This window comes from Rhodoferax sp. RT4P68 (genome assembly GCF_056521305.1).
The window spans coordinates 496,908-515,671 of the sequence record NZ_JBWMBB010000003.1 but is presented as its reverse complement, the minus strand read 5'-3'; the positions used below and the strand labels follow the sequence as shown (position 1 = coordinate 515,671).

Here is an 18,764-nt window from a genome sequence, read left to right as displayed (position 1 = left end):
TGCGCCCCACTTTTTTTCCCCGAAAGATTCCCATGAAGAGCTCCACCCCCTCGCGCCGCACGCTGCTGGCTCAAGCCGCCGCACTGGGCGCCGGCACGCTGCTGGCCACCCCGTTCGCCCATGCCCAGGCGGGCTGGCCGTCGCGGCCCGTCAAGATCGTCGTGCCATTCAACGCCGGTGGCGCCACTGACGCGATGGCCCGCATGCTGGCCGACAAGCTCGGCCCGCGCCTGGGCCAGCCGGTCGTCGTCGACAACAAGGGCGGTGCGGGCGGCATCATCGGTACCGATGCGGTGGCCAAGGCCGCACCCGATGGGCTGACCTTCACGGTCTCGCTCAGCACCTCGCTGTTGATCAACCAGTTTCTCTACACCAAGCTGCCGTACGACCCGCGCAAGGACCTGGTGCTGGTCTCGCAGTTGGCCATCGCGCCCGTCCTGCTGGTGGTGCACCCCAGCGTGCCGGCCAGCAACGCAGCCGAACTGCGCAAGTACATCCAGGCGAACAAGGGCAAGGTGGCCTACGGCTCCTATGGCATCGGTTCGTACGCGCACCTGGCCGGCGCCTTCATGAGCCAGGCGCTGGGCGCCGACATGGCGCACGTGTCGTACAAGGGCGAGGCGCCGATGGTGCAGGACCTGCTGGGTGGCCAGATCCAGATGGCGTTCTCCAGCGCGCAGAACACCAAGCCGCACATCGACGCCGGCAAGCTCAAGGTCATCGGCGTCACCGGCGACCAGCGCATGGCCGTGCTCCCCAACGTGCCCACGCTCGCCGAGCAGGGCATGAACGATGACGCCTACCGCATCGTCGGCTGGGTCGGCATGGCGGCGCCGGCCAAGACGCCAGTCGAGATCGTGCAGCGCATGGCCAAGGAAGTGGGCGCCGTCTTCCAGATGCCGGAGATGCGCGAGCGGGTGGCCAACCTGGGCTTCACCGTCGTGGCCGGCTCGCCCGAGGCGTTCGACGCCGCGTACAAAAAAGATGCGCCGATTTGGGAAAAACTGGTCAAGGCGTCGGGCGCCAAGCTGGACTGACCGTCACACCGCGGGTGGCACGCAGCACTAAACTTGCCTGCCATGAAAACGCCGCTGTTCCCCCTGGCCCTGGCCGCCCTGCTGGCAAGCCCGGCCAGCCACGCCCTCACGTGTGAAGAGCTGCGTGCCGACATTGAGGCGCGCATCGCCGCCAACGGCGTCAGCCGCTTCACGGTGACCACGGTGGACGCAGACGCCAGCGCCGAAGGCCGCGTGGTGGGCAACTGCGAACGCGGCAGCAAGAAGATCGTCTACCTGCAGCACAGCAGCGGCGCGGGCGCACAAGGCACATCCGCAGCAGCCCGGGCCCTGCGCGGCGACGACATCCTGACCGAGTGCCGCGATGGCACAGTGTCGGTGGGTGGCAACTGCCGGCGGTAGGTCGCGGGTCCATCGGAGCACCCCGACCATCGCTCACACCCGCTCGGAAATCTCGATCAGATTGAAATCCGGATCGCGCACATAGACCGAGCGGATCTTGCCCGTCGCGCCCGTGCGCAGCACCGGCCCCTCCAACACCGGCCAGCCGCGCTCCGCCAGCATGGCGATCACCTCGTCCAGCGGCGCCTCGGCGATGAAGCACAGGTCCAGCGCGCCGGGCACGGGCAGGTGCGCCTTGGGCTCGAACTCGCTGCCCTGCACGTGCAGGTTGATCTTCTGCTGGCGGAACCTGAACGCCCGGCGCTCCACCGGCGGCGTGCCGCCGACGAAGGTCTCCAGCTGCATGCCGAGCACGCGCGTGTAGAAGTCCACGCAGGCCTCTGGCCGTGCCGTGGTGAGAACCAGGTGGTCGAGGTGGTGGATCATGGAACAAGCATCCTTCAGTGTTTGAACACCCGCTGGTGCAGCCGCCGCAGCGACCACCACACGCTCAGGGCCACCACCGGGATCGCCAGCGCCGCCGTGGTCTCGGCCGCCAGCGGCCAGCCGATCTTCTGCGCGCCCTTGGCCAGGTAGCTGACCAGGCCGACGATGTAATAGGTGATGGCCGCGACCGACAGGCCTTCGACCGTGGACTGCAGCTTGAGCTGCAAGTCCTGCCGGCTGTTCATCGTGGCCAGCAGCGCCTGCGCGCTTTGCTGCTGTTCGATCTCCACCCGCGTGCGCAGCAGGTTGCTGATGCGAGAGACGCGCTGTGACAGCGCGTCCTGCCGGCGCGTTGCCCATTCGCAGGTCTTGCGGGCCGGCGTCAGACGGCGCTCCATGAACTCGCCGATGCTCTGCAGCGCTTCGATCTTGACCTCGCCGATCTCGTGGATGCGCCGGTCCATCAGCTCGAAGTACGCAGCGCTGGCCGAGAGCCGCGAATGCGTGGCCGCGTGCTGGCTCTCGACCTGGCCGGCCAGGCGCGTCAGGCGGTCCAGCAGCGCCGGCTCGGCCTCGCGATCGGCAGTGCGGATGGCTTCGGCCAGGGCCGCCAGTTCGCTCTCGGCGCTGGCCAGCACGCTGCTGGCGCGCCGCGCTGCGGGCAGGCCCAGCATGGCCGCCAGGCGGTAGGTCTCGATCTCCAGCACACGCTGCACCAGCCGGCCGAGTCGGCGGCGTGGCAACTGGCCTGGCAGCAGCACGAAGCGCGAGAAGCCATCTGCGTGGATGCCGAAATCGGTATAGACCTCAGCCCGGCCGTCCGTCACGCGGGAGCCGACCAGCGTGTCTTCGCGCAGCAGCTGGCGCACGGCGGCGCTTGAGCCGGGCGGCGTGTCCAGCACCCACACATTCAGGCTGCACAGGCACTGGCCAGGCAGCGCCGCCAGCCACTGCTGCGGCACGGCCTCGGTGGCGCTGGCAGGCGGGCCGGGCGGGCGCTGCGTGCTTGAAGCGGAACCGGAACCGGAACCGGCACCGGCACCGGAATCTGAGTCGGAGTCGGAGTCGGAGTCGCCACAGTCCTCGGCATCAGCACTGGCCGGCAACGGCACTGTGAACGTCCAGCTGACGAACTCGGTGTGCAGCTCCCAGCGCAGCCGAAAGCCGCCGACGTCGATGCGCAGGTGCGTGGTGTGCTCGTCCGGCGGCGCCAGGTGGTGGTCGCGCAGCAGCGTCGCCAGATGGGCACGGCTTGCCTCGCTGCCGCCCTCGCCGCTGAGCATGACGACGTGGGCAATGGCCAACGGCGCCGACAGTGCCTCGGGCGGGCGCGCATGGACCTCGTTGTGCAGCAGCGCGCGATCGGGGTGCTGGGGCAGGCGAAGAGGGTGGAGCATGGGTGGCGGGCGTACGGGCCGGTTGACGGGCGGGCGGGCGGGCGGGCGTTATTGTGGGGCCAGGCACCTGCGCGGCATGGTGCCGTTGCGGGCTGGATGAGCGGCTTCGTCAACGCGCGCAGTGCCCGAGCACGCGCAGGCTGCCATCGCAGGGCCGGGACTTCGCAGGCGGTGTCCAGCACGTAGCGACCTTCGACGCTGGAGCGGGCACTCGGTGCTCTGCAGAGCCGGGCGGTGAGCGCTGACTGGGGCGTCTCCGCTTCGTCGAGGGTGCGAGCTTGCTCGAAGCGGCCCGGCGCGGCGGTCACGCCGACTTAACTGCGCGCTCCGGTCGTGGACCTGCTGTGCTTGGCCGCTTCCCGCTGTGCGTCGGCACGTCGGTCTGCCAGCAGATGCTCCACGGTACCGCCCTTGCCCGCGCCGCAGAACGCTGCCACGGCCTGCCGCGCTGTCCGAGCGGCCACGTCGCGCTGCTGCATACCCAGCGGGTCTATGGGAGCGCAGCACGGATCAGGCCGTGCCAAACGCATCAGGAACTGAACAGAAAGTTCATCACGTCGCCATCCTTCACGACGTATTCCTTGCCCTCGGCCCGCATCTTCCCCGCGTCCTTGGCGCCCTGCTCGCCCTTGAGCGCGATGTAGTCGTCGAAGCCGATGGTCTGGGCGCGGATGTAGCCCTTCTCGAAATCGCCGTGGATGACGCCGGCCGCCTGCGGGCCGGTGTCGCCGATGTGGATGGTCCAGGCGCGCACTTCCTTCACGCCGGCGGTGAAGTAGGTCTGCAGGCCCAGCAGCTTGTAGGCGGCGCGGATCAGGCGGTTCAGGCCCGGCTCGTCCTGGCCGATCTCGGCCAGAAACATGGTCTTGTCTTCGTCGTCCATCTCGGACAGCTCGGCCTCGATCTTGGCGCAGATGGCGACCACGGGCGCGCCCTGCTTGGCGGCGTATTCCCTCAGACGGTCCAGGTAGGGGTTGTTCTCGAAACCGTCTTCGGCCACGTTGCCGACGAACATCGCGGGCTTGGCGGTGATCAGGCTGAAGCTGCGCACCAGCGGCTGCTCTTCCTTCGTGAATTCCAGTGCGCGCACGGGGATGTTCTCGTTCAGCGCGGCGTGACAGCGCTCGAGCAGGGCGACCAGCTTTTGCGCGTCCTTGTCGCCGGAACGCGCGACCTTGGTGTGGCGGTGCAGCGCCTTGTCGACGGTGGCCAGGTCGGCCAGGCACAGCTCGGTCTGGATGACCTCGATGTCGGAGATCGGGTCGACCTTGCCAGCCACGTGGATCACGTTGTCGTCGTCGAAGCAGCGCACCACATTGACGGTGGCGTCGGTCTCGCGGATGTGGGCGAGGAACTTGTTGCCCAGGCCCTCGCCCGTGCTGGCACCGGCCACCAGGCCGGCGATGTCGACGAATTCGACGATGGCCGGCACGATGCGCTCGGGCTTGACGATCTCGGCCAACTTGGCCAGGCGCGGGTCGGGCACCTCGACCACGCCCGTGTTGGGCTCGATGGTGCAGAACGGGTAGTTTTCAGCCGCGATGCCGGCCTTGGTCAGCGCGTTGAAAAGGGTGGACTTGCCCACATTGGGCAGGCCCACGATGCCGCATTGGAGGCTCATGGAAATTCCTTTGAAATCAACCCCTTCTGCACCATCGAGCCCAACACGGGCGTCGTCGATATGCCCGATCCGCGCGAAGCGCCACGAGCAGGCGAGCACGACATTACGACCGGGGGTGCTACGGCAGCGGGAGGGTTTTGTCCTCGTTTTGCCTGGGGAAAGCAGCTGTCGATTGTATTGGTCAGCGACAGGGACGTTGGTTACGCAACCGCGTGTCTAGGGTCAACCAACAGCTCGGAGAGAATTCCCGCAAGGAGGGGAGAGCATGGGCGATCTTTGGAGGTGGTGCAGCCGCTGGAGCGGTGGTGGCAGTGCTGGGTGTCGCCGCGGGATTTCCTGGCTTGCAGATGGTGGGGCGTCCTCCGGACACGGTCATCGCAGCAGCACTAGGTGCACTCATCGCCGCGACGGTCTCAGTATTTGGCGTCCTTGCGGCAAACAGAAGCAGCGCCCAGCGCCTCAAGATGCAGCTGGACCATGACCGCGATCAGGCTGCACTGAAGCTAGACCATGAAGCAGCGCAAAAGCGAGCAGACCGCGCGATCTCGGCGAAGCGTCAGGTCTACCTTGAGGGCGTTGAAAAGTGCCAGGCCCTGATAGCGCACATAGCGGGCCTCCCCGACTGCCCAGATGGAACCCGTCCCAACTTGCAGCCGCTGCTTGAAGTCACCACCGTCCTCGCAAAGGTCTGGCTGATCGCCGACGCCGAAGCGGCGCTTCATGCAAGGTCGCTACCGGAACTCTTCACGAAGGCACTGCTTCACTGCGAAATTTCCGCCGCTCCATACCGTGAGGCCGTCGGCCGGGACGGCCCCGGACGTCACATTGAATGGAGAGCTCGCGACGGCTTGAAAATGCTTGAGACGGTCCGCCCCTGCCATGGAGGACTCGCTCAGCTGGTGTGCCTGCTGCGGCACGAGCTGGAGCTTGCCACCGACGTGGCGGAGTTCACAAAGGTTGAGCAAGTCCAGCAGGACCGGGCTGCGCAGATGCTTCGGGATGTTGTTGCAATGTTCACAAAGGGATGACTCGCATGGCAATGCTGACCAACGAACAGCTCAAGTTCCTCAAGATCCAGCACGTTTCCCTTTCGCTCCTTTTGGATGGTGGCAGATAGAGCAAGAAGGATCGGCAGGCGCTGTCGGTCGGGACCTGCCGCAAGCGCCTACGGCGTTGCGCCGCGCGAGGTCGGCGGCACACGCTGCGGACCAAAGCCGTGACATAACTGAAATATCGCATGCCAGCTGCGATGCTCTGCGTAGGCTACGTCTACTTGGCCTACTCCGAGCGCAACAACCTCATCAAGGTCGGCATTACGAGGTCGACCGATGTGGTCGTGTCACCTGGCTACAGCCCCGCGGCAACGGTCGCGTCGCGACCGGGTCGTCATTGAGAGCCAGCGCATCTCGCAGGGCGCGGGCAAGTGAGCGTCGACCTCCACGGCGCGATGGAAGCGCCCGGTCATGTATCGCAAGCTCAATGCATACGTGGAGTGCCGGGAATTCTCTCGTCTCCGCTGCCAGTCGCCGAAAAGATTCACGACGGCATCGCGCGCACCTACCAGTCACTGACTAGGCTGAGGTTACGCGAAGCAAACTTGCCCATTGATCGATGAGTTTCTGGGGGCCGTCTTCCTGCCACCTGGAGTCTCGCCAGACCTCGAACCGGAGGCCAGCCAGTTGAACATCGACTCCCGTAGCAAACCAGTCCCCGGGCTTCGCGCCAAGCTTCCGGCCGGCGGCTTCCATGCTTTTGACCTGCTCTAAAGAAGTGCCTGCAAACTCGCAAGCGGCAGTCCAGTTCATGAGGCGTCGATCATCAGAAGCAATGCCGAATCGCATAGCGCCGAAGCGCCTCTCCTGCTCAGCGAATGTCATGCGCTTCGGTCCTTTGGCGGTGGAGACCATCTTTGTGGCAGTGGGCTCCCAACGCTGATTTGCCGAAAACCACAGCAGAGGCTGCTCAGAACTCGCCCCTGTATTCGAAGGCTTCAGCGCTCCAGAAGAAATCATCTTGGCCAGGTATTGCAGAGGGGCGTAGTGCCATCTGTAGTGAGATGCGGGGTCTTCATTCGTCATAGATCACGATTGTCACTCTCGACCGCGCCGGTAGGCCTCGGTAGTTGGCATGCCGGCGGGCCCACTGCTCCGGCTATCCCATGGCAATCGCCCGCCCCGCTAGTCGGTATCGCGTCACATTGGTGCCAGCTTGGTTAGCGAATTGGCATCGTAGGATGGCCCTGACCCTGGAGGAGCGATGCCAATTGTTTTGATCAGCGAGGCGCTGCTACAACGCAGCACGATCTCCGACGGTCGACTTCTGCGCGACCGAGTGCTGAGCGGCTTCTGCGTGCGCATGAACCCGCGCAAGCGCACCTTCCGGGTCGCCACGAGCATTGCGGGCAAGCAGTTCCGCATGAACCTCGGCCACTGGCCCACAATGAGCGTCGAAGACGCGCGCGGCCGTGCAATGGTGGTTCTCGCGCAGTGCCGGCAGGGCATTCGACCAGCTCAACCAGCACCGACATCGGCGCTACCGACGCTGCGCGCGACGGTCGTGACCTACTGCGCGGCCAAGGGCATCAAGGCGTCGTCGCAGAAGCGCTACGACTCACTGCTTCGAACGCACTTTTCCACCTGGCTAGATCAGTCGGTGGGTGACCTCGCACAGCCGGCGTTCACGGCGCACTGCCAGGCGTTCGCCCAGGCCAAGGGCGCAGCGCTGGTAGAGCTCGCTCGCGGCATGCTGGGCGCGGTGTTCAAGTTTGCGAACGCGATGCACGGCTGCGAACTTGTCTCGCCCTTCACCCGGCTGGCCATCATCGGCCTGCTGCCCGACCGCGCCCAGCCCCGCGCCCGTGTGTTGCAAGAGCGCGACCTCCCAACCTGGAAGCATGCTGTCGACCAGCTCGGCGAGCGTCAACGTGACCTGCTGATGCTCGTGCTCTGGACGGGTCTGCGGCGCAACGAAGCACGCGACCTCCGGCGTGATCAGATCGACCTCACTGGAGCCGTCCTGCGGGTCCCTGAGACGAAGAACGGCAAGCCCCACACCCTACCCATCACCCCGGTGCTGCACGAGCTCCTAGAGCGTCGCTGTGCAGGGCTCGGGCCGGGAGACGAGCTGTTCGCGGGCGTTGCCGCTGACCACCTGTCGAAGATGGCCGCCCGCGCGGGGTCGCCGGCTTTCATGCTCCACGACCTGCGCAAGATTGTGGCGACGGTGGGCGAGCGCATCGGTGTGGGCGACGCGGTGCTGCGCCGACTTCTCAACCACACGCCCCCCAAGGGCGACGTGCTGCACCGGCACTACGTGGCGTTGACCACAGAGGACGTCCGGGCGCCTCTTGAGCGCATCCAGGAAACGCTGGTCTCGATGATCAAGAAACCTGCTTGAACGTCAAGACCAGCTTGTCTAGCTGCACAATTTTGCGTTAATGACCGTGCCCCGAAAATCGACCTGACACTTCTTGCGTTGATCTTGCGCAAAAGCTTGCGCACGCCCGGGGCTCTTCTTCAGCTTCAAGGACAGCTCGAGGCCGTGCTCGTGCTTACAGGTAGGCTCCCGGCGCGGTCTTCCGGTGGCCCTATAAGCACCGCTTTTGAGCGGCAGGAAAAAAGCGGCGCCAAGGGCCTGCCTTACTCAATGATGCGCATAAGGGGTGCAAGGTCCACTACTGATGCAGGGCGCTCCCGGGGCTTCACAGCCGGTGCTGACGCTGGTGGATTACAACTCGATGATGTCGCTGAATTCACCCTGCGTTCCGGGTGCGCTCGCCCAATCCGAACACCGTCAGCATCGGACCTGAACAGGTTCACTCACGTCCCGTCAGAAGCAGTCAAAAGTAGAAGATAGAAAAAGTGGTGTGTTCCGGGCGGGCCCGGTTCTCCCTCTTTAATTTTCCTTCCTCACTCCTGCCTCCTATCTCTTGCTTGTTCCTTGTCCAGCGGCTGCCCGGATCGAAAGGCAGTAGCCGGTTGAAACCATTGGATTTTTTTGCGTCCAGAGGCGTTAGAAGTCCCCCACATCCCCCCGTCGATTCCCCGCAGGGCCGCCGCATCGCCGCCGGGAGTGGGGTCGACGCTACATTCCCAGGTGCCTGTCGAGCGTCGCGAGCTTTTCCTTGATGGTCTTGCGGTCCTTGACGGCGCCCCCGTCCATCATCGCCAGCAGCTGAGGAACGAGTTGCAGGTTCTCGGGCCCCAGCATTTCGCGTGCGAGCCACAAGTTCTGGTATTCCTCACGCAGAGACTTCATCCGAGGCGCCCGCTCCGTCCACTCACCGATCTTGCGCATAGCGATCGAACGCTTGGTCGAGAACATCCCTTTCGAATCCTGGTATTGGCTGGTCGTTGCCTTCACCCTCTTCTGAAGCTCGATACCGCGAAGACGCACGGTCTGGCACTGCTGCAAGGTGGTCAGTCCGAGGGCCTCATCGGCACGGAAGCCACCACGCCACCTCATCTGGGCCACCTTCCACGCGCTGTTGAACGGAAACTTGCTGGCGAGGTCCCAAAAGGCTGAGTGATGAGGTTCAGTAGGCACAAGGTCCATCTTTGTTGCATGGCACCAGTGGTAGTCGATCACAAGCTGGTCCCGAAAGAGCTGCATGTAGATCGGATCGCCCCTCTTGGCGTTCACGTTGATCGGCGGCCGGAATGCCGGCGCGACGCGACCCTCCAGGTTGAGCTGCACGGCCGCCGCACAGTAAGCACTGCGCACTGCGACATAGTCCGCAGCGGTCAAGACCGGGCGGCAGATCCGTTCAAGCTCCGACGTCGCGTTGCCGGATGCGGCAAAAACCGCTTCCTCGACCGGGAACTTGTCGAGCCGGTGGGCACGAGGTGCAAGGACTGTGGCGGTGCCTGCAGGTGTTACAGCGCAGGGGGTGGAGGTCTTGCTAGAGCACGGCTGCCCGGTGCTGGCACCATGCCCGCCCGCGTCTGTCGTTGTGGATACGGGAATGTGGGGCGGCGGTCCATCAGCCCCACGGATCGGCGGTGCACCAGGAGCGTCCTCGAGAGCAGCCAACAGCTTTTCCAGACCATCGTCATTTCCCGAGTCCTGGGAGTCATCATGCGCCGGGGCGAGGGTCGTGGTCTGCTTGGGTCCTTTCCGGCACCCATAAATTCGTAAGTCACGCTCGATTTGATCGGTGGTCCTGGGCTCCCAGTTCTGGCTTGAGGGCATAGGAGACAAGATGATTTTCTGCCCGTTCGTAGAGCGCAAGTTCACAGGCTTGCCTGTTTGATTGGCCCTGAGCTGGGCGCGATCGTGCTCGCGTTCGATGATGACGCCGTCGGCCTCCGCGTGGGTGGCGAGCATGTGTGAATAGGTCATGAGAGCGGTCCATAGCAATCGTCGCGGGCCGATTCGATTCGAACAGCACTGCCCCCGACTGGTTGTCGAAGGCCGGTAGCGATTGCTTTCGCCTAAGTGCGTTTCTGCAGCTCGGAAGCTCGTGTGGTGGGCTCGGCTGCAAGGTGCGGGCAGACCTCACCAGAGGCCGACGTCCCATGTCATGCGGGGATCACCCAGGCCTCAAGCCGCGGGCGCCAAGTTGCTGAACACAGAAGCCCCGGCAAGGACCAACATGCAACAAACAAGGCGTCGTGGGCCGCGCGTCATGCCGGTTCAGCGGCACATGCTGACGAACCCGACCGACGCTTCCTGGACAACTCCCATTGTAGGGAGCGGACGGGTGGCTCGTCGCGGTAGCACAGCCAGCATCGGCGAGGTGACCGTCCTCGCCGATACAACGGCGTCCTTCTCTTTCGATCGTTGCCTGGGTAGGCTTTGGATACACGCAGGACCGACGTCCTTTCATGTATCCACCTTCACCGATCGGATCACGCCACCATGAGCCAGAACCAGTTCGTCGCCTATTACCGCGTCAGCACCCAGCGTCAGGGAGCCTCCGGTCTTGGCATCGAAGCACAGCAGCACGCGGTCGCCAGGTTCCTCACCGACCGGGCAAGAACGGCGGTTGCCGAGTTTTTCGAGACCGAGACCGGCAAGGGTGCGAACGCGCTCGAGCAGCGCCCTCAACTGCGGGCGGCGCTAGCCCTGTGCAAGAAGACTGGTGCCACCTTGCTGATCGCGAAGCTGGACCGGCTCGCCCGGAACGTGCACTTCGTCTCGGGCCTGATCGAGACCGGTGTGGACTTCATCGCAGCTGACATGCCCCATGCCAACAAGGTCATGATCCAGATGCACGCCGTCATGAGCGAGTGGGAGCGCGACCAGATCAGCGAGCGCACCCGGGCGGCGCTTGCGGCGGCCAAAGCCCGGGGCGTCGTCCTTGGCGCCACCGGGCCTGCCAACTTGCGTCGATATGTCCTAGAACGCAGAGAAGCTGCCGATGCATTTGCGGCACGGCTGCGCGGGCTGGTGGCCGGGTTTCGGGCGCGCGAACTGTCTCAGCGGGCCATGATCGCCGAACTGAACACTCTAGGCATCAAGAGCCCGCGGGGTGGCGACTGGACACTTGTCCAAGTGCAAAGGGTGATGGCGCGCCTGGCTACCGCATAAGCCGAGGAAGTCATATTGCTATCGCACGTGAAGGTGGGGCCTAACCGCTTGTAACGGCGAGCTCGCTGCTACGTCGGCGATGGTCATGCGACAGCCCACACGCAAGGTTTCTCAGTGCGAACAAACAAAAAGTCGTTGCCCGTAAGGTTCGCAAGGGCTGCTGGTCTTCGTAGCCCACACGCACATCGCCCAGTGTTCAGCCCTCTACCTGTAAAAAGCCCCTAAACACTCTGTTACAATTCAAGTTCAAAGCCGAACCCTGTTTAATCCGCGCGGGGAATACCCGAATCTCTTCTTAATCATTTCATGTGCTTAGTCGCCTGAACTTAGCCGGGTGAGAGCACCAAATGGCCATGACTTACTATTGCGAGCCTGAAATGGGCGTTCAAGAAACAACTCGATGAAATTACATCTCGGTTCGAGGGAATCGTTTCGTCCTGACATCAACGCCTTGCGGGCGCTAGCCGTCGGATTGGTCGTCTTATTCCACTTCGATGTTCCAGGATTCGGGGGCGGCTTTCTCGGAGTAGACGTGTTCTTCGTGATCTCTGGCTATTTGATGACCAAGATCATTATTGCAGACCTACGGCTGCAAAAATTCCACTACTGGGCATTCGTGGGAGCCCGTATCGCCCGCATTTGGCCTGCGCTACTCGTGCTGGTGCTGGTGCTGCTAGTATTTGGAGCAGTCCTGCTGCCGCCGCTGGATTATGCCGACATGGCGAAGCAAGCTCGTGGTGCCGTGCTTTTCTACAGCAACGAAGAGTTCAAGAAGGGAGTTGGTTACTTTAGTTCCGGACCAGATGAGCGATGGCTGCTGCACACATGGTCGCTGTCGGTCGAATGGCAGTTTTACCTGATTTATCCATTCTTACTAATGGCAGCTGCGCGTCTGTCTCGGACGCTTAAGCCCAGTGTAAGTTTGAACGATAAGCACGTGCTCGTTGCAATCTTGCCACTCGCGGCACTTTCGTTTCTATACAGTCTCTGGGCAACTGAAACCAATCAAACCGCTGCCTTTTTTTCGTTGCTCCCCAGAGGCTGGGAGATGTTGATGGGCGGGGTGGTCTACTTAACTGAATCGAAAGTGGATCGGAGTGCCCCGCGTTGGCGAGGGTGCATTCAGGCGCTTTGTTTCATCGGACTTTTGATCGTAGCACTGATCGCCAGCGTCGGGGACTGGGAGGCCAAATGGCCGGGCTTTTTGGCTGCCGCGCCAGTTGCGCTGACAATTGGAGCGTTGGTGTGCCACTCTCAAGCGGGTCTCATTTTCAAAGTGACCAATAGCACAGTTGTGCAGTGCGTGGGCCTGTGGTCTTACTCGATTTATCTTTGGCACTGGCCTGTCAGCGTTGCGCTCAATTTCTTTGATGGGCATCCTGAGTTTGCGTCTTACTCAGCCCTGATGAAGTTGGGTGGCATTGCAGTTAGCATCGCTCTAGGTTGGCTATCTTACGAGCTAGTTGAAAAGCGGGTCAGATACAACAAGCAGAGACACGCTCTTCAGGGTGTGGTGGCGGGTGGGATCTGTGGAGTTGGGGTTGTTTGTGCAGCGTCGCTTTTCATCTTTGAATCTGATGGCTGGATTTCACGCACGGGCCAACACCAAGCACTCTACGAGAACCTGTCCAGGGTCAGGAGCCAGCCAATTATTCCTGTGGGTTGTCAGAACTCGGGTGCGCGCCAAGATAAACTAGCGCCGTGCTACATGAATGAAGCGGCTCCGGGGAAAAAAATTGTAGTTATCGGGGACTCGCACGCTCAGCACCTATATGCTTGGTTCCGACATAACGTTAAGTCGCCCGTGGTGTTTTTCACGAGCAGCGGGTGCCCTCCTATTAGTGGATTCAATAGGACCGCAACGGGTTACAAGTGTGACCGCTACGTAAAAGAGGCACTTGAAATTGCAGCAGGATCAGATTATTCGACGGTCGTCATAGCAGGTAATTGGAGCGGTGTTGCAGGTCTGTGTCGTGTGGTCAATGGTCAGTGCACGCGTGAAGAGGGTGCTTTGCGTTTCGAAGCAGCTGTGAAAGATAATCGCGCCGCTTGGATTGAACTGGCGCGGATGGGGAAGAAGGTCGTAGTTATTGACCAGTCTCCAATTGCACCGTTCAATATCTTTGCAATTTCAATGCGTCGGCATTTCCTAGGCCTGGAGCAGGTCACTTCATTTCAAGACCTGCAATTCAACGGTGCAGGGCGACGCTACTTGGACAGAGTATTCGAGGGCGCCTCGTCGTCGTTGCCACTTCATAGAGTTTCGTTACGAGACGACTTGTGCACTGACGCTGCCTGTCGTGTGCTCGATGGTGGCTCTCATATTCCAACTTTGATCGACCGCGATCATTTCGCGCCGTGGTGGATAATGCAGAAGGGCACGGCGCTGCGCCAAATTCTTGTTGAGCAGGCGACGCAGGTCCCAGCTGCGCCAGCCCACGCAGACTAGTGTTGGCACTAGGGTTTTTGGGCGTTATGTTTGTCAGTTGTCAAAACGATCCCGTTCGCCCGCTGCTACACCGTCGTGCTACAAAGTCGGCCAAACCGTGCTGTGTCGCTGGCGCGAAGTCGTGGGCTTAAACCCCGCCAGCGCACTACATCATGCGAAGTGGTCTGCCGAGGACCGGCGCGGCACCGGCTCCCATGCCAACCGCGGTGAAAGCTGCGCGAGCTGGTAAGCCCGATTGAGGTAATCAATGCGCTGCGGGACGCTCGCGCCTATCTGGCGCATCAAGGTCTCCCGCAGAGGGTGGTGACTCCCGATCAGATATTCATTGCGCTGGTGTAGCCGTTCCAACAGCCTTATCGATGGAACACGGTCGAACTTCCCCCTCGGCCCACGGTTGCAAGCCGGGCAGGCGAGCACCAAGTTCCAGATACCGTCCAGGTTCGCGGCCATGCCCGCCTGCTTCAGCCGGTGGGGGAAGAAATGGTCCACGTCCACGTTCATGCCGGCCCCGTGTATCCGCAGGCCGGTGCCGCAGTAGAAGCAGTGCCCTTTCTGGTAGCCGTTGAGCGCGTTGCGACTGCTGGTCACGCTGCGCCGCCCGCGTGACGCATCAATGGCGAACACCTCGCCCAAGTCTGCGTCGTGCTCGACCGCCAGCAGATTGGTGGCGATACCCAGGTTCCAGGCGGTCTCGACCAAGTTCCAGCGCCCGGTAACCTCTCCATCCAGGTTGACCGCCTGCGCACCCGCCAGCATTAGGCTGAACTCGTCAGTGATGCGGATGCCCCGGTTGGCCCGCCGCTCGTCGATGAAGAAGGAATGGTGCACCGGCGCAGACCCAACCACATGGAAGGCGTCGATGACGTTGGCAAAGCCGTGGGCGACAGCGGCGTCTACCAGCCGATTCAGATCCTTGTGCTGGTTGAATGCCATGCAGGCCTGGATGAACTTGCCGTCCTTCGTAGTGATCTGCTTGGGGGCCGCCAGCATGTGTTCCGCGATGGTCTGAGCAAACACCGGGGCCAGCTCTTCCAGCTTGACCAGTGCGCCGGCCTCAGGCTTTAACTTCAGGAGTGCAGACGCCAGCGAGAACTTGTAGCTGGCGGTGTTCCGGCCGTAGAGGACCACCCCGCGCCAGCAGTCTTCAACGGTAGGGTTCGCCGGGATAAAGGGACTCTCGACCACGGCGCCCTAGCGTGTGCTCAGCTGCATCAGGATCGAGGCCCAGGCCACCCCGCCCCTCCCCAGGCTGTCGTCATCGGTCCAGCGCTCCACCACCGCGAAGCCTTGCTGCTCGAAGAGCTTGCACAGTCTATCGGCAGTGTTGGGCACGAACAGCCGGCCCTGTGCATCCCGGTGATTCGCCGCGCCTGCGTCCTCTCGCCTGCTGGGCACCGAGTAGAGCAACCGCCCGCCCGGTCGTAGGCAGCTATGGATGAAGTTCACAGCGCCCGAGAGCTGGTCCAACGAGATGTGCATCAGAACCGCTGAGCAAAGCACCCCGTCGAAAGCACCACCATACGGCACGCCCACATTCGGAAGGACTCCTTGGACGATGCGGCCGCGAAGCTCCGGGTGCATGTCCTGCGCCAGCGCCACCAGTTCCGGGGTGGCATCAAGCCCGTAAGCATCCCTGCCGAGCTGGTGGAGCTGAGCCAGGTCACGCCCAGACCCACAGCCCACATCGAGCACACGCGTAGCTGGCGGGAAGGCGCGCTCAAAGTGCTGGGCAAGCCCGTTGACCACAGACTCGTAACGGTCGGCGACCTCGCATGCGTTGCGGGCGTAGTAAGTCAGGGTCTGTGAATCCATGTCGAGACGCTACACCAGATAAGCGTGTGGTGAGAGCTGGATAGTGCACAGGTCACCAGCTGGTCCGTGAGCATGATCAGCAACCTGACCGTCTCTAGCGCCCCTCGCCCAAGAGGATTCGCAGCTGCTCGATGCTCAATGCCGGCTTGCGTCGATGCAGCATGGCATGACAGTTCGGGCATACGGGGCGCAGGTCCGCAACCGGGTCCAACAGATAGCCCTCCCTAACCTCACCCAGCGGCTTGAGGTGGTGCACGTGTATGAAGCCCTCGCCAAGCTCGCCATAGCGCTTTGCGAAGTCGAACGCACAGACCACGCATCGGGTGCCCCAGACAGCCAAGCATGCGCGCCTGGCACTCGGATCGCGCTCGTAGACGTTGACCTGCACCGTGCGGCGCGCACCTTCGAACACCGTGGGCACGTCTTCCGGGTCGATTTCCTCGGGCGCGCGGGTGGGTAGACGGGCGCCCCCAGGCGCTTGAAATGCCCAGACGACCCGGACAGGCGTCTGATCAGCGACCTCTGATGCCTCACCGACACCTGCGAAGGTGAACGGCTGCCGGTCAGCCGCTCGAAAGAACACGTAGACCTGCCCGTCAGGATGAATAAGCTTCTGGATGGCGGGCTGCCGCAACGTGGTGTTGCCCTTGCCGAACCAGACGAGTCTGTCACCGTCGAAGTGGTTGTCGTAGTCGTGCCCCGTCCGGCCGGGCACACCTACTCCGCAGAAGATGAACCAGTCTTGTCCGTGAGCGGTGTAGCCGGTGAACCACGGGCCCCCGGCAGGTGCTGGAACCAGACCGATGACCCGGAACACGTCGGCCCGGGTGTATGAAGCGCCGACAACGAAAGGGTAGTCTGATCGCTCCCCGGGAGACACGCCTTGATCTGCGCTGGGCAGCCTTGGGATGGGTGAGTCCACCTGGCTGATACCTCCGAAGGTTTACTTGTGTTTGGTCCGGGATTTGCCAGCGCTGCCCAGCATATGCCAGCAAGCTGTTGATCCTCAAGACGGCTTCAGCGAGTCCAGCCTAACGGGTAGTTCTCAGCCGCGATGCCGGCCTTGGTCAGCGCGTTGAAAAGGGTGGACTTGCCCACATTGGGCAGGCCCACGATGCCGCATTGGAGGCTCATGGCAGGGCTTTCAGCAAGATTCGGGGGAACCGCGCATTTTAGGGGGGCCCTCTAGCCGGCCTGCCCGGCCCCTGCGGAACCACCGGCCGTCAGCCCGCCTTCGCGCGCGCCACTGCGTGCCGTGCGGCCAGCCGGCCGAACACGATGCCGGGGCCGATGGTGATGCCCGGCGCTGCGTAGACGCCGCCCATGATGGAGTGCATGTCGTTGCCCACGGCGTACAGGCCGGGAATGGGTTGGGCTGCGCCGTCCAGCGCACGGGCATGGCCGTCGGTGGCAAAGCCGGTGGCCGCGCCGATGTCGCCGGGGTAAAGGCGCACCGCGTAGAACGGGCCTTGCTCCAGCGGCCCCAGGCAGGGGTTGGGGCCGGGCCAGGTGGCGTCGCCGATGTTGCGTTGGTAGTCCGTGGTGCCGCGCCCGAAGTCGGGGTCGCTGCCGGCGCGGGCATGCTGGTTGAAGCGGGCCACGGTGGCGCTGAGCCGGCCGGCGTCGATCTGCAGCGCGCGCGCCAGGTCGGCCACGGTGTCGCCGCGCACCAGATAGCCATCGGCCAGGAACGGCGCCAGGCCCTTGCCGCCAGGGTGCACCATGCCCAGGCCGTACTTGCGCAGGGCCTCGGCGTCGCAGACGAGGATGGCCGGCACGGCGCCGGCCTGTTGCATCGCCAGGCCGAACAGGTGGTAGGAGGTGCTTTCGTTGACGAAGCGCTCGCCGGCCTGGTTCACGGTCAGCATGCCGGGCTTGGCGCGGTCCATCACGAAATGCGGGAACACTGCCCAGCTGCCGTCTGGCCGCTGACGGCGCGAGACCGGTGCCCAGAAGGCCGCGCTCAGCCCGCCTTCACCGTAGTGCGCCCCGGCCGATTCGGCCAGCGCATGGGCTTCGCCGGTATGGCCGGGCGCGGCCGGGCACCACGCCATGTCGACGCCGGGCAGCAGCGCGGCGCGGCGTTCGGCATGGCGATTGAAGCCGCCACTGGCCAGCACCACGCCGCCGCGCACGACCACCGAGCGGCGATGGTCGGCCTGCGTCAGCACCAGGCCCGTGACGGCCCCGTTGCCGTTGCCGTTGCCGTGGCCGTTGCCGCCGGTTCTGCCGGCGCCGCTGTCGGACCTGCCGGCCGTTCCGGTGCTGCCCGCGCCGCCCTGCTCCAACCGCTCCACCTGCGTCCGCAGCACCAGCGTGACCTGGGGCTGCTGCGCCAGCGAGGCGAGCAGCCGCGCGACCAGCGCGTTGCCCATCACCAGCCGGGTACCGCGCGGGTGGCGGAGGCGGTCCCGCCCGTGGCGCGCGACGATGCCCACCGAGTGCCGCAGCGAGGCCAGCGAGCCCTTCATGCCCAGCAGGTGGTTGATGTCGGTGCGGTCGACCATCATGCCGCCCAGGACTGTGAATTCCGGGATGGGCTGACGGACCAGCCCGAACAACGGGCCCAGCGTGCGGCCGTCGAACGGCAGCGGCTCCAGCGCGCGGCCGGCCAGCGTGGAGCCGTCCAGGTCGGAGATGTAGTCGGGGTGCTTGGCGTAGGGGCGAAACTTCACCTCGGTGCGCTCGGCCAGCGCGTCGATGGCGGCGGCGCCCTCGTCCAGAAAGGTCTGGCGCAGGCTGGCGGGCGTGCGCTCGCCGATGGCGTTGGTCAGGTAGCGCGCCGCCTCGGCCAGCGTGTCGCCGGGGTTGACGCTGGCGCCCAGCCGCGTGCCGGGCACCCAGGTGGTGCCGGCGGACAACGCCGTGGTGCCGCCCACATGGGCGGTGCGCTCGATCAGCAGCACGCGCGCGCCCTCCAGCGCCGCGAACAGCGCGGCCGCCATGCCGGCACCGCCTGCGCCGATGACGGCGACGTCGAAGGTGGCATCGGCCGGCAGATCGGCCAGGGAGTCGAGAATTTTCATTTCAGCGATCCATTGCGCGACGCAGCGCGTCGCAAGAAGAGGCGTGCACACCCTGTGGGCCGAAGGCCGCGGAGCAGGCCATGC

The 18,764-nt window shown here is 63.8% G+C and carries 15 protein-coding genes and 1 pseudogene; 6 read left to right on the top strand and 10 right to left on the bottom strand.

Features of this window, described 5'->3' with window-relative positions; all coding sequences use genetic code 11:
- The first annotated feature begins 32 nt into the window (after nt 1–32).
- Both AC099J_RS08890 and AC099J_RS08885 read left to right on the top strand, forming a co-directional pair.
- Nucleotides 33–1,037 carry a Bug family tripartite tricarboxylate transporter substrate binding protein gene (locus AC099J_RS08890; RefSeq protein WP_479614872.1) on the top strand — a complete coding sequence of 335 codons (1,005 nt, stop codon included), beginning with the start codon at nt 33–35 and terminating at the stop codon, nt 1,035–1,037.
- 42 nt (nt 1,038–1,079) lie between these two features.
- Nucleotides 1,080–1,418, top strand: coding sequence for a DUF1161 domain-containing protein (locus AC099J_RS08885; protein WP_479614871.1), 339 nt, complete (start codon nt 1,080–1,082; stop codon nt 1,416–1,418).
- Between the two features lie 33 nt (nt 1,419–1,451).
- Here AC099J_RS08885 and AC099J_RS08880 read toward each other — a convergent pair whose 3' ends face one another.
- The 3 genes from AC099J_RS08880 to ychF form a co-directional block, all read right to left on the bottom strand.
- Complete coding sequence (locus AC099J_RS08880; protein ID WP_479614870.1) at nt 1,452–1,844, bottom strand: VOC family protein; 393 nt, start codon at nt 1,842–1,844, stop codon at nt 1,452–1,454.
- 14 nt (nt 1,845–1,858) lie between these two features.
- Nucleotides 1,859–3,241, bottom strand: a complete 1,383-nt coding sequence (locus AC099J_RS08875) for a DUF3422 family protein (protein WP_479614869.1) — start codon at nt 3,239–3,241, stop codon at nt 1,859–1,861.
- 529 nt (nt 3,242–3,770) lie between these two features.
- Nucleotides 3,771–4,862: a redox-regulated ATPase YchF gene (ychF, locus tag AC099J_RS08870; RefSeq protein ID WP_479614868.1), complete on the bottom strand. Its 1,092-nt coding sequence runs from the start codon at nt 4,860–4,862 to the stop codon at nt 3,771–3,773.
- 305 nt (nt 4,863–5,167) lie between these two features.
- Here ychF and AC099J_RS08865 point away from each other — a divergent pair, with 305 nt between their 5' ends.
- Nucleotides 5,168–5,890 carry a hypothetical protein gene (locus AC099J_RS08865; protein WP_479614867.1) on the top strand — a complete coding sequence of 241 codons (723 nt, stop codon included), beginning with the start codon at nt 5,168–5,170 and terminating at the stop codon, nt 5,888–5,890.
- 543 nt (nt 5,891–6,433) lie between these two features.
- Here the strand turns inward: AC099J_RS08865 and AC099J_RS08860 are convergent.
- A complete protein-coding gene (locus AC099J_RS08860; RefSeq protein WP_479614866.1) occupies nt 6,434–6,940 on the bottom strand; it encodes a hypothetical protein in 507 nt (168 codons plus the stop codon).
- 178 nt (nt 6,941–7,118) lie between these two features.
- On the opposite strand from AC099J_RS08860, the gene AC099J_RS08855 reads away from it, so the two are divergent.
- Nucleotides 7,119–8,258: a tyrosine-type recombinase/integrase gene (locus AC099J_RS08855; protein WP_479614865.1), complete on the top strand. Its 1,140-nt coding sequence runs from the start codon at nt 7,119–7,121 to the stop codon at nt 8,256–8,258.
- Between the two features lie 687 nt (nt 8,259–8,945).
- Here AC099J_RS08855 and AC099J_RS08850 read toward each other — a convergent pair.
- Entirely contained in the window at nt 8,946–10,202 is a 1,257-nt protein-coding gene (locus AC099J_RS08850) for a hypothetical protein (RefSeq protein WP_479614864.1), read from the bottom strand.
- Nucleotides 10,203–10,721: 519 nt separating this feature from the next.
- On the opposite strand from AC099J_RS08850, the gene AC099J_RS08845 reads away from it, so the two are divergent.
- Both AC099J_RS08845 and AC099J_RS08840 read left to right on the top strand, forming a co-directional pair.
- The gene (locus tag AC099J_RS08845; RefSeq protein WP_479614863.1) at nt 10,722–11,393 is read left to right on the top strand and encodes a recombinase family protein; all 672 of its coding nucleotides are present in this window, start codon (nt 10,722–10,724) and stop codon (nt 11,391–11,393) included.
- Nucleotides 11,394–11,793: 400 nt separating this feature from the next.
- Nucleotides 11,794–13,842 (top strand): acyltransferase family protein, encoded by a 2,049-nt coding sequence (locus AC099J_RS08840; protein WP_479614862.1) that lies wholly within the window; start codon nt 11,794–11,796, stop codon nt 13,840–13,842.
- A gap of 150 nt (nt 13,843–13,992) precedes the next feature.
- On the opposite strand, the gene AC099J_RS08835 is transcribed toward AC099J_RS08840, so the two are convergent.
- The 5 genes and pseudogenes from AC099J_RS08835 to AC099J_RS08815 all read right to left on the bottom strand — a co-directional run bounded on the left by AC099J_RS08835 (nt 13,993) and on the right by AC099J_RS08815 (nt 18,680).
- Nucleotides 13,993–15,027, bottom strand: coding sequence for an HNH endonuclease family protein (locus AC099J_RS08835; protein ID WP_479614861.1), 1,035 nt, complete (start codon nt 15,025–15,027; stop codon nt 13,993–13,995).
- Between the two features lie 6 nt (nt 15,028–15,033).
- Nucleotides 15,034–15,654: a class I SAM-dependent methyltransferase gene (locus AC099J_RS08830; RefSeq protein WP_479614860.1), complete on the bottom strand. Its 621-nt coding sequence runs from the start codon at nt 15,652–15,654 to the stop codon at nt 15,034–15,036.
- Between the two features lie 94 nt (nt 15,655–15,748).
- Nucleotides 15,749–16,534: a DUF3427 domain-containing protein gene (locus tag AC099J_RS08825; RefSeq protein WP_479614988.1), complete on the bottom strand. Its 786-nt coding sequence runs from the start codon at nt 16,532–16,534 to the stop codon at nt 15,749–15,751.
- Nucleotides 16,535–16,689: 155 nt separating this feature from the next.
- Nucleotides 16,690–16,788, bottom strand: a pseudogene (locus AC099J_RS08820) (GTPase); the annotation flags it as partial.
- A gap of 89 nt (nt 16,789–16,877) precedes the next feature.
- Nucleotides 16,878–18,680 (bottom strand): FAD-dependent oxidoreductase, encoded by a 1,803-nt coding sequence (locus tag AC099J_RS08815; RefSeq protein WP_479614859.1) that lies wholly within the window; start codon nt 18,678–18,680, stop codon nt 16,878–16,880.
- Nucleotides 18,681–18,764 lie beyond the last annotated feature (84 nt).